General features: G+C 63.5%; 12 protein-coding genes. 7 read left to right on the forward strand and 5 right to left on the reverse strand.

Going from position 1 to position 15486, the window contains the following annotated elements; translation table 11 throughout:
• Positions 1-425: 425 nt before the first annotated feature.
• The 5 genes from BerOc1_RS05335 (at position 426) to BerOc1_RS05355 (ending at position 5065) form a co-directional block, all read left to right on the forward strand.
• On the forward strand, positions 426-1556 hold the full coding sequence (locus BerOc1_RS05335) for an ABC transporter permease (RefSeq protein WP_071544702.1): 1131 nt from the start codon (positions 426-428) through the stop codon (positions 1554-1556).
• A gap of 1 nt (position 1557) precedes the next feature.
• Positions 1558-2271 carry an ABC transporter ATP-binding protein gene (locus tag BerOc1_RS05340; protein ID WP_071544703.1) on the forward strand — a complete coding sequence of 238 codons (714 nt, stop codon included), beginning with the start codon at positions 1558-1560 and terminating at the stop codon, positions 2269-2271.
• A 1-nt stretch (position 2272) separates the two neighbouring features.
• Positions 2273-3379 carry an HlyD family secretion protein gene (locus BerOc1_RS05345; protein ID WP_071544705.1) on the forward strand — a complete coding sequence of 369 codons (1107 nt, stop codon included), beginning with the start codon at positions 2273-2275 and terminating at the stop codon, positions 3377-3379.
• 2 nt (positions 3380-3381) lie between these two features.
• The gene (locus BerOc1_RS05350; protein WP_071544706.1) at positions 3382-4065 is read left to right on the forward strand and encodes a CAAX prenyl protease-related protein; all 684 of its coding nucleotides are present in this window, start codon (positions 3382-3384) and stop codon (positions 4063-4065) included.
• A gap of 169 nt (positions 4066-4234) precedes the next feature.
• A complete protein-coding gene (locus tag BerOc1_RS05355) occupies positions 4235-5065 on the forward strand; it encodes a PEP-CTERM sorting domain-containing protein (RefSeq protein ID WP_071544707.1) in 831 nt (276 codons plus the stop codon).
• A 288-nt stretch (positions 5066-5353) separates the two neighbouring features.
• On the opposite strand, the gene BerOc1_RS05360 is transcribed toward BerOc1_RS05355, so the two are convergent.
• Positions 5354-7390 (reverse strand): ThiF family adenylyltransferase, encoded by a 2037-nt coding sequence (locus BerOc1_RS05360; protein ID WP_071544709.1) that lies wholly within the window; start codon positions 7388-7390, stop codon positions 5354-5356.
• A 2-nt stretch (positions 7391-7392) separates the two neighbouring features.
• A complete protein-coding gene (locus BerOc1_RS05365; protein ID WP_242652871.1) occupies positions 7393-8307 on the reverse strand; it encodes an N-acyl amino acid synthase FeeM domain-containing protein in 915 nt (304 codons plus the stop codon).
• A gap of 619 nt (positions 8308-8926) precedes the next feature.
• Here BerOc1_RS05365 and BerOc1_RS05370 point away from each other — a divergent pair.
• Both BerOc1_RS05370 and BerOc1_RS05375 read left to right on the forward strand, forming a co-directional pair.
• Complete coding sequence (locus BerOc1_RS05370; protein WP_071544711.1) at positions 8927-9823, forward strand: glycosyltransferase family 2 protein; 897 nt, start codon at positions 8927-8929, stop codon at positions 9821-9823.
• Positions 9824-9831: 8 nt separating this feature from the next.
• A complete protein-coding gene (locus BerOc1_RS05375; RefSeq protein ID WP_071544712.1) occupies positions 9832-11589 on the forward strand; it encodes an MSCRAMM family protein in 1758 nt (585 codons plus the stop codon).
• Positions 11590-11640: 51 nt separating this feature from the next.
• Here BerOc1_RS05375 and BerOc1_RS05380 read toward each other — a convergent pair whose 3' ends face one another.
• The 3 genes from BerOc1_RS05380 to BerOc1_RS05390 are packed head-to-tail and all read right to left on the reverse strand — an operon-like array spanning position 11641 to position 15475.
• Complete coding sequence (locus BerOc1_RS05380; RefSeq protein ID WP_071544714.1) at positions 11641-12714, reverse strand: M14 family zinc carboxypeptidase; 1074 nt, start codon at positions 12712-12714, stop codon at positions 11641-11643.
• A 7-nt stretch (positions 12715-12721) separates the two neighbouring features.
• On the reverse strand, positions 12722-14095 hold the full coding sequence (locus BerOc1_RS05385) for a phenylacetate--CoA ligase family protein (protein WP_071544715.1): 1374 nt from the start codon (positions 14093-14095) through the stop codon (positions 12722-12724).
• Positions 14096-15475 (reverse strand): phenylacetate--CoA ligase family protein, encoded by a 1380-nt coding sequence (locus tag BerOc1_RS05390; protein WP_071544717.1) that lies wholly within the window; start codon positions 15473-15475, stop codon positions 14096-14098.
• Positions 15476-15486: the final 11 nt, after the last annotated feature.

Genomic DNA, 15486 nt, shown 5'->3' on the forward strand with positions numbered 1-15486 from the left:
GTCACTGACCCTCGGTTCTCACTTTTCCACAGGCTGTCCCGCACCGGACCATTTTTTCGCCGGAAATGGCCCATTACCTCCATGTTCCTCCTGGCCGCTCGAGGCGATGGCGAACGGGCCGCCCCGAGGAAGTATTTTCTAAATTTTATCTAAATATTCTCTAAATATCGGTGATTCGGATTGATCCACTCCATTCCATCACATTGCTTGATATTGATTCCTATTCCGACTTTTCCGGATTTCCCGGACAGGGGCTGGGCGGGCCCGGACAGCCGGGCCGGAAAGGGTGTGTTGATTGCGTGAAAATCCGCCCCGGCCCGTACCATCAAGCGGTCCGGCCGACCGTAACTTCTTTGCAAAGCTGAGGAAGACAAAGGTCCGTGAACTTGATACGGATAGGCCTATATTCGAAAAGAGCGACCTCCATGATATACCGGATAGCCAGACAGAACCTATTCCACGACAGGGTGCGCTTGTGCGTGACCCTGACCGGCATCGTCTTTGCCGTGGTCCTGATCACGGTGGAGATAGGGCTCTTTCTCGGCTTCACCCACACCATTTCGGCGGTCATCGACAATTCCGGCGCGGATGTCTGGGTCACGTCCCGGGGGGTCAAGAATTTCGACATCGCCCTGCCCCTGAAGGAGCGCAAGTATTACGAGGTATTGTCCCTGCCCGAAGTCGAGGACGTGGCCAAGTTCATCATCCGGTTCGCGGATTGGAAAAAACCGGACGGGCTGCAGGAATCCATCGAGATCATCGGCTACGAGACCGACAAGGACATGGGCGGCCCGTGGAACTTCGTGCGCGGCTCGGGCAAGATGCTCGACCTGCGGGACTCCATCGTCATCGACCAGCTATACATGGAGAAGCTCGGCGTGACCCAATTGGGAGAGCAGGTGGAGATCAACAGGAAAAAGGCGCGGGTGGCGGCCCTGACCCAGGGCATCCGGTCGTTCACCACCTCCCCCTACGTGTTCGCCTCCCTGGACGTGGCCCGGGGCTACACCTTCCTGGAGCCGGGCGAATTCACCTACCTGCTGGTCCGGGGCAAGGCCGGGGCGACGCCGGAACGGCTGAAAAAAGCCATCGCCGGGCGGGTGGACCACGTGGACGTCTACACCACCCCGGAGTTCAGCGCCAAGACCCAGCAATACTGGATGTTCAACACCGGGGCGGGCACCGGGCTGCTCATCGCGGCCTTCCTCGGCCTGGTGGTCGGCATGGTCATCGTGGCCCAGACCCTGTACGCCACCACCCTGGACCACATCGCCGAGTTCGCCACCCTCAAGGCCATGGGCGCGCCCAACGCCTACATATATTCGATCATCATCGTCCAGGCGGCCATCTCCGCCCTGCTCGGATACGGGCTGGGCATCCTGGCGGCCAGCATCATCTCGGACATGAGCGCCTTTTCGGCCATGGTCATCGTCCTCCCCTGGGGGCTGAAACTGGCCATGCTCGGCCTGACCCTGGCCATGTGCATCATTTCCGCGGTCATCTCCATCCGCAAGGTCATGCGCCTGGACCCGGCGCTGGTCTTCAAGGGCAGGTAGCATGGCGAATTCCCGGACCGTCATACAAATAAACGGCGTCTCCAAGCACTTCGGCTCCGGAGACAACCTGACCTACGCCCTGAAGGACATCACCCTGTCCGTGGACAGGGGAGAGGTGCTGATGCTCATGGGCCCCTCGGGCAGCGGCAAGACCACCCTGCTCTCCATCATGGGCTGCATCCTGCGGCCCAGTTCAGGGACCCTGGCCATAGACGGGATCGAAGCCACCGGGCTGAGCGCCCGAAGGCTCGGCGCGCTGCGCCTCGAGCACCTGGGGTTCATCTTCCAGGAATACAATCTCTTCCCCACCCTGTCGGTGGTGGACAACATCCTCGTGGCCCTGCACCTGCGGGGGATCAAGGGGGCCGAGGCCCGCAAGCGCGCCCTGACCGCCCTGGAATCCGTGGGGCTTGAGGCCAAGGCCGAGTCCATGCCCGAGACCATGAGCGGCGGCCAGAAGCAACGGCTGGCCATCGCCCGCGCCCTGGCCGGGCGGCCAAGCATCATCCTGGCGGACGAGCCCACGGCCGCGCTGGATTCCGCCAACGGGAAAATGATAGTGGAACTCATGACCGGACTGGCTCATGAACGCGACCATTGCGTGGTCATGGTCACCCACGACCCGCGCACCATAGGCTACGCGGACCGGATGCTGACCATCGAGGACGGCGCCCTGGCCGCGGCCCCAACCACGCCGACCGACGGCGGACAGTAGCATGAAAACCGTTATCGCCATCATCATAGTCATCCTGGGAGTGGCCGCCTTCGTCCACTGGCGGTCTCCGCAATGGCTCGACGACTACCTGCCCGCCACGGACCGGCGGACCGAGACCTTCGGACAAATGCCCGAAATCGACGGGCACTCCCCCTGGGTGGCCGGATTCGGCCGGGTGGAACCCGTCTCCCAGAAACGCCGCCTGGCCTTCGAGATCAGCGGCCTGCTGGACGAGGTTCTGGTGGAGGAGGGCGACGCGGTCAAACAAGGGCAGGTGGTGGCCGGGCTCAGGGACGACGAATACTCGGCCCGGCTCGAGGCGGCCCGGTCCGACGCCCAGGCCCTCAAGGCGCAATATGAAAAGCTCATGGCCGGGGCGCGCCAGGAGGAAAAGACCGAGACCCTGTCCGTGGTCCAGCGGACCAAGTCGGTCATGGAGAACGCGCGGGTGGAAATGAAGCGGCGCAAGGAACTGCTCGACCAGAACCTCATCGCCAAGGAGGAGGTGGACCGCACCGTGACCGAGTACCTGGTGGCCGAAAAGGAATATGAAGAGGCCCGCCAGCGCTACCTGGTGATGAAGAACTTCTCGCGCAAGGAAGACATCGCCACGGCCTGGGCCGAGTACGAGGCGGCCGTGCAGCGGGCCGTGGACATGCGGGCCCAGCTCGAGAAGACCCGGCTCAGGAGCCCGGTCGACGGCAGGGTCCTGCGCGTGCACCGCCAGCCCGGCGAGAACGTGTCCATCTTTTTCGAGTGCCCGGTGCTGACCGTGGCGGACATCAGCCGCTACCAGATCCGGGCCGAGATCAACGAGAAGTACGCCGCCCTCCTCGAACCGGGCCAGGAGGCGTATTTCACCTCCGAAGCCTTCGGCGGCCTCCGCTTCCAGGGCAGGATCGAACGGGTCGGGGACATGACCGGCCCCAAGACCGTGACCCTCGACCTGCCCCGCGAAAAGGCGGACACCAAGGTACTCGAGGCCATCATCGCCCTGGACAACCAGGACGGCCTGGTCACCGGGCTGACCGGCGACGTGTTCATCCTCACCAGCGAGAACCCCGGCCTGGTCAGAAACCAGGTCGGGTCCGGCGCAGGCGGTCAATAGCCATGAGACCAAACACCCACGACCTGCCGGCGCGGGTCATCCCCTTCGGCCTGTACATGGCCTTCGTGGCCGCGCTGGAAATCCCGGCCCTGTTCGGCGGCGAACCGCCGTCCCCGTCCTTCATTCTCGGCCTCTACCCGGCCAAGATCGCCCTGGTCGCAACGGCCCTGCTGGCCTTCAGGAAATTCTACACCGACCTGGACTGGGGCTCGCTGCGCCGGGCGGTGCCCACCGCGCTCAGCGTCTGCGCCGGGGCCGCCGTCTTCCTCCTGTGGATCAACCTGGATCTGCCCTGGGCCGTCCAGGGCGAGCTGACCTCGTATGATCCCACGGAGGCCGCGCCGGGTTGGGCATACGCGCTTATCTTCGCCCGGGTGGCGGGCGCGGTCGTCGTGGTCCCGGTCATGGAGGAGCTGTTCTGGCGCTCCTTCCTGGCCCGCTACCTGATCGACCGGGACTTCATGGCGGTCCGGGCCGGAACCTTCACCCTGTTCACCTTCCCGGCCACGGCCGTGTTGTTCGGCCTGGAGCACCAACTCTACCTCGCCGGCGTCCTGGCGGGTCTGGCCTACAATGCCATCTACTGGAAAACCAAGAGCTTGGCCCAATGCATCCTCAGCCATGCGGTGACCAACGGCCTGTTGGCCGCCTACGTTCTGACCACCCAGAACTGGCGGTTCTGGTAGGCCGAAAAACTGTAAAAACCACCCCGAAAACCTGTCGGAACCCTTAACACATTCCTTCTTTTGCGCTGTCTCATCGCAATAAAACAACATAAATTCAGCGTATTATATTTTGGCACGCCAACTGCATCAATGAGAGCAACTTTGAACCTAATACCAAAAGGGGCTCGTTATGAAGAAGTTGTTTATGCATTTCGCACTGGCTCTGGCCGTGCTTGCCATGCCCGCCATGGCCCAGGCCGATACCATCTTCGGCTGGAATCTCGATCTCGGTGCTTACGGAACCGTCAATAACATCGAATTCCTGTCCGCCACCGGCGACGGAACCATTTACCAGCAACTCAGCAGCACGCCCACCCCGACCAATCCCGGCTTCGGCCCGGGCGACGCCTTTGACGTCGTTTCCCTGATCTACACCGTGTCCTACACTCCGGTGGGCGGTACTTCCACGCCTCTGTACCTGACAAAGGACAGTGGCGCCACTATCGATCAGCTGTTCTTCTATTCCGACAATCTGACCGGCATCATCACCGGCTCCTCCGCCACCGACTTCTCCTATGAATACACGGGCGGCGACATCGGCATGTACATCGGCAACAAGGACAGCATCGGGACGGCAACCATGCTCGCCACCCTGTCCCTGACCACCGGCATTGGCGATGCCAGGACCTCCACCCCCGGCGACGGCACCTACGAGCAGAGCGACACGGACATCACCGCCCTGTTCGACGCCAACCCGCTGGAGACCCTGATCTCCTTCACGCCGACCGATGCGGGTCTGGCCGCCGCCTACCCCTGGCTCGACACGTTCCTGAAGTTCGACTTCGACAACGCGCTGCGCGCCATCGCCCCCGGGAGCGGGGCTGGCGGTACCACCGTCTTCGAAGTCGGCAGCGACGCCCGCATCACCCTGGTGGCCACTCCGGAACCCTCCACCTTCCTGATCCTCGGCTTCGGACTGCTCGGCCTGGTCGGCTTCCGCAGGAAGTTCAAGAAGGCCTAAGTCATCAAGGTCTGAGCAAGCAAATCCCCGATACGGTATCAAGCGGGTGTGGCGCAAGCCGCACCCGCTTCATACATTGCAGCGGCCGGACAGGCCGCGATTCCCGCGCCCGCCGTCCCGGCGGGTGTTCTTATTTTCGACATCTTCCGTCCCATCCTCGGGCTCGACCGCCCTTGTCAATACGAGCGGGCTCCCCTGCCCTGGGGCAGACGAAACGGCAAGACAAAGGAAACCCGGCTAAGGCGAAAGCGCCCCGCCCTCGAAAGGTGACGGCCGGGGAAGGTCCGTCTAGATGCGGAAGGATTCCACGGGACGGCGGTAAGTGCCGAAGTGGATGGGCTTGCCGAATCCGGCCCTGAAGAGCATGACCGGCCCCTGGGCCCAGACCTTGGGGAAGAGCTCGGCCAGGCTGGCCCATACTGAGGAGAGCATGTCCCGGTGCTTCGGGGAAAAGGTGTCGGGCCCTTCCAGCAGCCAGCGCAACCGGAAGAGCGTGACCGCGGTCATGGGCTGCATGCGCAGGTTGTAGTGGGTCAGGGTCAGCCAGACCCGTTGCAGGGCGCGGCCGCCCTGGAGGAAGTCCGCGATGCCGGTGCCGGGCACGGTCAGGAGTCCGGCCCCGCCGCTGTGGCGGATGCCCTTGGCCGCGATGCCCGCGCCCACCCGGCTCGCGCCGAAAATATTGGCCGCCCGCATGGTCTTCCAGGACTTGGTCGCCCTGAGGAACAGCTCGCCCCCCAACCCCGCCTCCAGGTTCTTGAGCGGCAGGCCGTCGCGGGTCGCTTCGGCCGCCTGGGGCGTGAACCGGACCATCCTCACCAGATGTTCATGCAAGTCCCGGCGCTCCATGCGGATGCGGTCGGCGAGGAAGATGGCGTCGGCCAGCTTGTTCAGTTGCTCCGGCGTGTTGATCCAGCCGAGATTGCCGCCCGCCTCCGAGGCCACCGCGCCGAAGCGGTTGAACATCCCGGCCGGAATCTGCCGTTTGCGGTACGGCTTGCGGTTGGTGTGCCGCCGCCACAGGGCGTCCACCAGAATATCCTCTCGGGGAAGTTGCGCCCGCTCCAGCCCTATGGAGGCCGCCAGGTCGGGGCGGTCCGGGGTCGGGCCCATGGCGACGGCTGGCGTGAGCCCGCAGGCCCTGGCCGCGATGGCGATGTTCTCCACGGCCGCGCCCGAGGCGATGGCCGTGGCCAGGTTGCCCACATTGAAAAAGGAATCGTCGGCCGCCAGGTCCATGCGCACTTCCACGCCGTGGTCCCCGACCTGGAAGCGCCACGGCTGGACGTTGTCGCCGGACGGCGCCTGGACGCCCGCCTTGAGCAGGTAATCGTGGACCGGCCGCAGGCTCTCGCCCTCGGCCGGCAGCTTGGGCGCGGCCATGGGCTCGCAGCCCACGCGCTTGGCCCGCTTGAGCATGACGTTCTCGAAGAGCCAGGCCTTGAGCCGCTGGGCACGGGATTTGTTGCCCTTGCGCAGCCTGCCCCGGCGGATTTTCCGCAGGTACGGGTCGATCTGCACGTAATAGGGGGCGGACCGGACGCCCTTGCGCCCGAGCAGCAGACGCACCACCTCGGTGGCGGCCAGGGCCGAGCACATCTGGCAGCCGATGATCGTGGACGGCCCCTTGCCCAGATCGAAATCGACCACCGAGGCGTCCATGTACCGGGCGTGGGTGGCCCTGGGCGCAAGCCCCATGGCGAAGTGGAGGTACTTGCGGGTCTCCTCCATGCCGTCCGTGATGTCGAAATATTCGTCAAAGGACATGCCGTCCGGGGTGAAGACCAGCAGGGCCGAGCTGAAGCCCAGCGGCCCGGCGGTGATGACCGGGATGCCCAGCTCCCTGGCGCGGTTGAAGAGCATGCGCCGGACGTCGAAGACGAAGAAATCCAGGCCGTCGACCACCACGTCCACGCCCCTGAGGAAGGCGTCCATGTTGTCCGCGTTCAGCCCTTCGGGAAACGTGGCCACCTCGATGTAGGGATTGACCGAGAGCGCCTCCCCGGCCATGACGTCGAGCTTGGATTTGCCGAAATGCTGGACCCGCGCTCCGAACTGGCGGTTCATGTTGGCGGGCTCGAAGGAGTCCATGTCGGACAGGTGAAACTTGCCGACCCCCAGACGGGCCAGGGTGACGACGTGGACGCCGCCCACGCCGCCCAGGCCGGGCACGGCCACCCGCGCGTTGATGAGCCGGTCCATGTCCGCTGCGTCCAGGAAGCCGATGGTCCGGGAAAACGCCTCCTCGTTGTAGGCGTAGATATCCCGCAGCCCCCATTCGGCGGCGATGGCCCTGAGGGCGGCTGCCTGATCCGTGCCGGCCATGGCTACACCGTCACCGGATATCTCTTCTGGATGTCCTCGGCGCTGTAAAGGGCCTTGTGGTACAACGTCTCGATGTACTCCATCTGCTCATCGTCGAGGTTGTCCAGGATCTCGGGCCGGACCTGAAAAAAATACCGCGCCGCGTCGTAGTCCAGGGGGATGTTCCGCGCCCCGCTGAATTTCATGTACTTGTCCACCCCGGCGTTGTGGATGCGCCGGAAGAAGGTGTACAGGTCGGTCTCGAACTCCTGGTCCTTGAAGGTTTCCTCCAGCTTTTCCCAAAAAATGTCGTAATTGATGCGCAATCCCACGGCCGGAGCGCCCACCGGGGCGTAGAACCGCTCCTCAGCGAACTCCTCGAACATGAAAATGGCCTTGTAGAAGGTGACGTGCTTGGGATTGACCATGATCAGGATGTCGTTGATCTTGGCCTCGAGGGCATACTGGAAGTACGCCTTGCCCAGGAACATGAGCAGGTTGTGCCAACGCCCCTCGCTCGGGGTGGCCAGGGCGCAGATCTCCGCGACCCTGCGGCCCTGGGCGCGCAACTCGTCGATCTCCGGCTTGTACAGGGAGTCCATGGGCAGGCCGAACAGACGGGTATCCTCCACCTGGGTCAGGGTGGAGATGACGTCCATGCAGCTCTTGAAGGTGAAGACGCAGGTGGTGGGCAGCAGGCTGTGGATGCCGTAGTGGAGCTGCGCCGGATGGGGCTTGGTGATGTACCCCACTAGGTCGTATTCCTTGTAGACGATATTGAACGCCTGCCGGTACTCGTCCAGAGTCTCGGCGATCTTGATGGCGGGCTTGTCGATATCGTCCAGCTTGTTCTTGGTCAGGGACGAACGCCTGATGCGGATCGTCCGGCGCTTTTCGATAGCCTTGACTCGCTCTTCGCGGCTCACCTTCTCAGCCACGGCCTCCCTCCTGTCTCATTTTTTGGAATGCGAACGGTCTCGCGGATGCTGTGTTTGCCATGACGGGCCAGGTCCTCGAACACCCCGTCGGCTTCTGAAATACATTCTGCCAGATTCGGGTACGATTGGCTACCCGCACCCATCCGTTTTACAATAAAAATACGTGATGTGCGAAGCCGCCGGAACAAAAAATAACATGCGACAAAATGATGATATGAGCGGGGATTCATCCATAGTCGTGCGAAACGCTTTCCCGGGCGCGCCTCCAACGGCGGCACCCGTCGACCCACGACATAAAATAGCATTAAACGACAGCATATTGTAAGCAAAACAAAGAACGACACGGCGGTGCCGGCACCCTGCGATACATTCGGGAAGTTCCCTCCCATCCCCCGCCCCGGCAGGGGCGTTCCTCCCGCATCCGGCCCCGTGCGGCGAACGGGTTACGGCTCCACGGATTCAACCACATCGGGTCAAATTAGCCTTGGCCTTCCGCGATTCGATATTATACATTCTCAAGACATGGCGAAAAGGCCCTGCGGCGAAGCGATGCGCGGGCAGGGCATACGACGGACACTGTTGCGGAGAGGATGACCAGCGGATGACGACGTGCTCAGTAGTGATTGCATCGTACAATTACGGACGCTACCTGTCCCAAACACTCGACTCGGTCCTGGCGCAGACCAGGCAGCCCGACGAGATCGTCGTCGTCGACGACGGATCCACGGACAACACGAGGGAAGTGGCGGCACCCTACGTCGAGCGCGGCCAGATCAAGTATATCCACCAGGAAAACGCGGGCGTGTCCGCGGCCAAGCAGCGCGCGGTGGAGGAATCCTCGGGCGAGTTGCTGGCGTTTCTCGATGCCGACGACATGTGGGAGCCGACCAAACTGGAAAAGCAATTGCCCCTTTTCGAGAACGGGAGGATCGGCGCGGTCTACTCCAAGCGGTTCATCATCGACGAGCACGGGGAACGCTCCTCGTTTCAGCATCCCCCCTTCTACCGGGGGGACATCATTAATCAAATTTTCGCCTACAATTTCATTGCCTTCTCATCCACCGTCGTGCGCCGGTCCGTCTTCGAGCGGGCCGGGGGCTACGACTTCGCCCTGTCCACCGGCGAGGATTACGACCTGTGGATACGCATGGCCGCGCTGTGCGAATTCGACTACATCGACGAACCGTTGATCTGCTACCGCCGGGGCCATTCGAACCTGACATCCAACACACCGAGATTATTGGCGAACACCGTCAACATCATGCGCAAGGAACTGGGCGACTCAAACATCGCCTCCAGGTTGTCCCGGCACGCGGTGCGGACCGCATGGGCATCCGTGTTCTCCGCCTACGGCAGGTTGCGGGCAGCCGAGGGCAAACCCGGCCAGGCGTTCTCCATGTTTTGCAAGTCCCTATTTTACCAACCCTTCATGGCCAAGACCTGGAACGGACTCGCCTCGCTGCTTCTTCCGAGGCCATGCCGGAATCTGGCGAAACGTTTTATCCGTCAACGCTGAGGTATCGTATGTATCGTTTCCTTTTTCCCCTGCTTGCCGTCCTTTGTCTCGTTTCACCGCCTTGTTCCTTCGCGCAGGCGGAAAGTCACGTCCGGTTCATCACCTACGAGGAAGCGGCGGCCAAACTGGGCTTGACGGACTACCGGTATGAGACCGGCAAACAGGACAAGGTCGTCGAGTTGACCGAGCCCGGCGTACTGGACAAGGGGCACACCACCTACGTGCTGCAAAACGACGTCAGCGCCGCCAAGACCGCCTTCGTCATCAAGGCGACGGACGTCACCCTCGATCTCAACGGGCACGTCGTTGAATACGGTACAGCAGGCAAATCAAGGTGTTACGGTGTCACCAACGACGGATACCACAGAAACAACCTGGTCGTGGCCAACGGCACGATCAGGCAGTCGTCGGCAATGGATGAAAAGGATTCGAACCTGGCCGAGAGCAGTCCGATCCATTTCGCCCAGGGGGTCGACCGGGTGGTCCTGGCCGGGTTGACGCTCGAATACCATTCGCCGCAGACGAGCGGCATGTTCCTGCCCTGGAGCCCCGGTGAAATCCACCACAACGTCATCCGGGACAAGGGGCACGTGGTCATCAACCGGCATCAGAGCGTGGCCGCGATCAACGCCGCGAGGGCCAACAACCTGAACGTCCATTCCAACTTCGTCGAGCGGGTCAGGCAGTCCGGCATATTCCCCGGCCTGCTCAAGACCACCTGCAAGGGGAACATCGTCAACATCGACAGCGTGGCCTCGAATTCCTTCGGCATCGGATACTATGGCGTGAAGGAAGGGTGGGACACCTGGGTCTGCGAGGACAACATCATCCGGGGCAAGGGCGTCCACCCGGTCGGGATCGGCGTGGTCCACAACGCGGCCAAGGGGATCATCCGGAACAACGACGTCGAGGCCATGGTCACCGCATGGAACGACGAATACAACCAGCCCATCGGGGGAGCGTGCTACCGCACCACGTGGGGTGCCGACAAGATTCTGGTCGAGAACAACCGCTTCGTCTATTACGGAGCGCCCGATTCCGTCCGGGGCAAGGACAGTTGGGGCCGGACCATCTGGGTCGCCATTGAAAAGGGCCAGTCCATCGTATTCAAGAACAACGTCATCACGGGCGTTTCGGAAGGCGGCGGCTCGAAGGTCCCGGCCATCGGCGTGACCGGCCACAACAAATCCTCCGGGCTCGTCTTCATCAACAACAAGGTGGCCAGTTCCTGGGCCAACGTCATGCTTGCCGACTATTACGGCGAGGCGGGCGGTTATCCGCGGTTCATCGACAATGACTTCATCCGCCTCAAGGACTACAAGGACTATTACACCATCCGCTCCGACGCCAACTACCGGATTTCCACGGGCGTGTTCATGGACAACCGGTACGAGGACGGGGCCTCCATGGACAGCACCCGCCTGGAATTGAGCGGCAAGGGGGTCAAGGACGTCCTGTTCATGCGGCCCTGCGCAATCCAGGTGAGAAACGGGGAAAACTCCGTGCCCGGCGCGCGGGTGGTGCTCAAGGACAAGACCGGCGCGACCGTGGCGGAAGGCGCAACCGATGAGGCCGGGCGCTTCGAGGCCCGGCTGCTGGACCACCGCATCACCAACCGGCCCGACCAGGCTCCCGAAGGGATATACATGAAGACCATCGACGAGGCGGCCCCGTACACGGTGACGGTCGAGAGCGACAAGGGAGCGGCGAACGCCACCATCGACAAGGGCACCGGCCTGGCTGTCACGGTCGACCTCGGCGGTTGACGGTAAACGCCGGTCGCCATGACGGACTGACCGGCGGGGTTCCCTGCCCGCCTATCCTCTCCGGCGGCGTGCGACCAACCCGGCAAAGGCCAGGGCGCTGGCCTGCCCAAGTTGCGCCATGTCCTTAACGGTCCGGCCGCCCCAGGGATATTCCAGGGCCAGGCAGAAGGCCCCCGCCCGCTGCATGACCCGCATCACGCCGCGCGTCTTCCGGGCCATGCACATCCGTCCGCGCGTGCCGCGCCACGGTTTGTCGTGGGGGCGCCGGGCGTTGAGCAGCCGCCGGAAGCGCAGCATGTCGAGGCAGTTGGCGTAGCTGATCCCGTCCCGGTCCTGGTGCATCCAGTTGTGGATGTCCAGGTACCCGGCCACCGCTTCCTGGGTGCGCAACTCGCCCAGCAGGCGAACGAACGGATCGTCCGGCCCGACCTCCCGGCAGTTGTCGTAGCCCTGCCCGCCGCTGCCGCTGTACCGGCAAAACCCCTTCCTGACCCCTTCCGGCGAGGCCACGGGGACCACGATCCAGTCAAAGGTTCCGGTCAAAAGCCCGGCGTAGTCCCGGTCCTCGAGGTACCGCCGGATCACCCCTTCCAGGCAATAGCTCCCGGCGGTCTCATAGGGATGCACCCGGCCCACCGCGACGATGACCGGACGGCCCTCTTTCCCGCTTCCCAGCCGGAAGGAATGGACGCCCGCCGCTTCATCGGTCCGGCCCACGGTCCATGCCTCCACCTTGCCTCGGCAGTCCTCGGCCAGGCGATCCAGCCGGTCCAGGCCATAGGTCGGCAGCAGCGATATCTCGTAGGTGCCCGGGGGCTGGTCAAAGAGGAACTCGCAGCGGGTTTCGCCGACCACGGAGCCGGACAGGACGCGCCAGTCCGGCGAGCCCGTTTCCGAGAAGTAGAGCGAAGTCCGCAAGTGCATGTAGTCCGGCTCGTCCCAGTCGATCTCGACCACGGCCGGGCCCGGCTTCTCCACGATCAGGCGGCAGCGCAGCATGAACGTGTAGGCCGGTCCCGCCGGTTCCTCGGCAAACGGCTTGATGACGAGCCGGTCGCCGACCCGGAGGATGGCCTCGGCCGTATTCGGGTTGGCCCCGGGGAAGTCTATGTCCGCCCTGATCATGACGGGCCTACAGGAAGGGGCTGACTTCGGAGATGCAGTACAGGAGCTTGCCGGACTCGGCCGGCTCGATCTCGTCCACGTACCGGATGACCGCCTCCACGTCGCCGCCGAGATACTTCGCGGCCTCACTGCGGATGTAGTCGTCGGTATCCACGGTGTAGCCCTCGCCCCGGACGACCCTGAATTCCACCAGCTCCGGCCGGGCCTGGTACATCTGCATGCGCTGGACGTTGGGCGCGTTGGCCGTGAGAAAGATGGTCATGGACGCGCCCGAGACGATCTTGCCCGAGGGCGTGACCAGAAAGTCCGTGACCCGGCCGCCCGAGAGCTTGATGCGCGGCAGCCCGCGCCCGCAGGCGCACACGCCCTCCACGGTCGTGGCCACGTCCCGGATGCGGTAGCGGATGAGCGGCATGCCGTAGTTCAGGAGATCCGTGATGACGACCTCGCCCAGTTCGCCCGGGGCCACCTGCCTCCCGTCCTTGACCGTCTCGAGCAGCAGGGCCTCGGCGTTGACGTGCATGCCGTCGTGGCGGTCGCATTCGCTGGCGATGACGCTGGTCTCCCGGCTGCCGTACCGGTTGAACACGGGGCAGCCCATGACCCTTTCGATCGCCTCCCGGCGCGAATCCTCCAGCATCTCGGCGGTGCTGATGATCGCTTTCGGGGTGTAGCCGAGTTTGAGCCCCCGGTCCTCCATGAAGCGCGTGAAGAGATACATGGAGTTGGCGTAGGTGATGAACGCCTCGGGCCTCTCCCTGTCGAGGGCCTCGAAGAACTCCCGCATCTTTTGCTCGTCTATGGAGGAGGTGTCCAGAAACATGTTCCGGTAGATCCACTTTTCGCGGACGGCGTCCCAGATCTCCCCGCTGAAGGAGCGGATGTCGCGGGGGTGGCCCCACAGGCTCGCCCTCATGGTGCAGACGTCGACCCCGGCCCAGCGGTTGTGGCGGACGGTGCTCGCCGCGCGCGTGGCCACCCGCTCCGGGTCCATGTAGAAGACCACGGGCTCGCCCGTGGACCCGCCGGTCATGTTCCTGACCAGGTCGTCCCGGGTCTTGTCCGTGCGGATCATCCGGTCGGCATATTGCTGCACGTCGAGCTTGGAGACCATGGGGATCAGATGCGTGTCCTCCAGGCTTTTCAGCTGGTCGGGATGGAAACCGTGCTCATCCCAGCGCTCCTTGTAGAAGGGGCAGAACGCGTAGCTCTCCCGGACCAGCTTTTCGAGCCTCTGGAACTGCAGATCGCGGATTTCCTCCAGGCCGAGGTACTGGGTTCGCTCGAACTCCTTGACGTACGGCGCGTTGTACTCACCGTCCTTCCAGGTCCAGAGGGGATGTATGACATGTTTGTGGAACGTCTCGTAGAGATTGCGCATCTAGGCCTCCGCTTCCCGTCTTTCCGGTTCCGGCTCGCGGGGATCGAACTCCCGCTTGCAAAACAACAGTTTTCCCGACCGTTCACGGGGGATGGAATTCACTTCCTCAAAAACAACCTCGTTTTTCTGCCCCATGAACTCTTCCAACCGTCCGACAAGCCATTGCCGGGCGTCTTCCCCGTATCCCTGTCCGGGGATCACACGCACCAGGAACTTGGTGTAATCCTGCTGGATAATCTGCATTTCGCGGATCATGGAGTCGTCCTTGACGATCCGGTTGGTGAAGGCCACGCCCGGCACTTTGCGGCCCGAACCGCTGACGAACACCTCGGCGGTCCGGCCCTTGACCGGCGACAATCTGGGCAGACTGCTGCCGCAGGCGCAGGGGGTCTCGTCCAGGCTGGACAGGTCGCCCGAGGCGTACCGCAGCATGGGCATGCCCACGTTCCACAGGTCGGTCAGGATGATCTCCCCGCCCCCGATAGCATCGTCGTGTCCCCGGACCTCGACGTGCAGGCCGTAGGCGTTGACGTGCATCCCCTGGTGGGCCCCGCATTCGGTGGCGATCCGCCCCGCCTCGCGCGAGCCGTACCATTCATGGACCTTCCTGCCGAAGGCCTTCTCGATGGTCGCGCGCGCGTCGTCGGTCAGCGGTTCCGCCGTGCAGGTGATGGCCGGGACATCGATCTTTATGCCGTGGGCCAGCATGTATTCCGCGAGAATCCGCAGGGGGGTGGGATAGGCCTGGAGCAGGGCCGGACGGGTGCGCCGCAGCCTTTCGCAATAGCCCCGCAGGGTCGCGTCATCCAGGGATTCGGTCGTGTAGAAGGCGTTGCGCTGGACCAGGGCGTTCAGGATCTTTCGTTTCAACGAGACCTTGGCCGGAAAATCCCGGGTCGCGCCCCACAGATACCCGGCCCGCATGCCCGGCATGAAGCCCGTCCAGCGGTCGAAGACCATGGTCGCCGCGTGCCGTCTCTGGACCGAATCCCAGTCCATGTAAATCTTCATGGGCGAGGCGGTGGTCCCGCCGGTCGCGGATTCGCGCAGGCTGTCCGGGGGAAAGCGTCTGTTGACGAGCCGCTCGCCCTGCTCCCGGATGATGTCCTTGGTCAGCAGCGGGAGGCGCCGGAACTCCTCCCAGGTGAGGGCCGCCGGGTCCAGGTTCAGGTCCCGGAAGACCCCGGCGTAGTAGGCGGTGTTTTGGGCGGCCTCCGAGGCCACGGCCCGTATGCGGCCGAGCTGGTATTCCCGAATCTCCGGCAGGGAGCCGCCGAGGACCCCGGCGATCTCCCCCATGTACGCATACCGCTTGCTGCCCTCGTACCGGGCATACAGCGGTCCGGTGAGCCTTGAGGCGATAACATCCATCAACGTCATGGAAACACTCC

It is taken from the genome of Pseudodesulfovibrio hydrargyri (assembly GCF_001874525.1).
In the GTDB taxonomy this organism is placed as follows: domain Bacteria; phylum Desulfobacterota; class Desulfovibrionia; order Desulfovibrionales; family Desulfovibrionaceae; genus Pseudodesulfovibrio; species Pseudodesulfovibrio hydrargyri.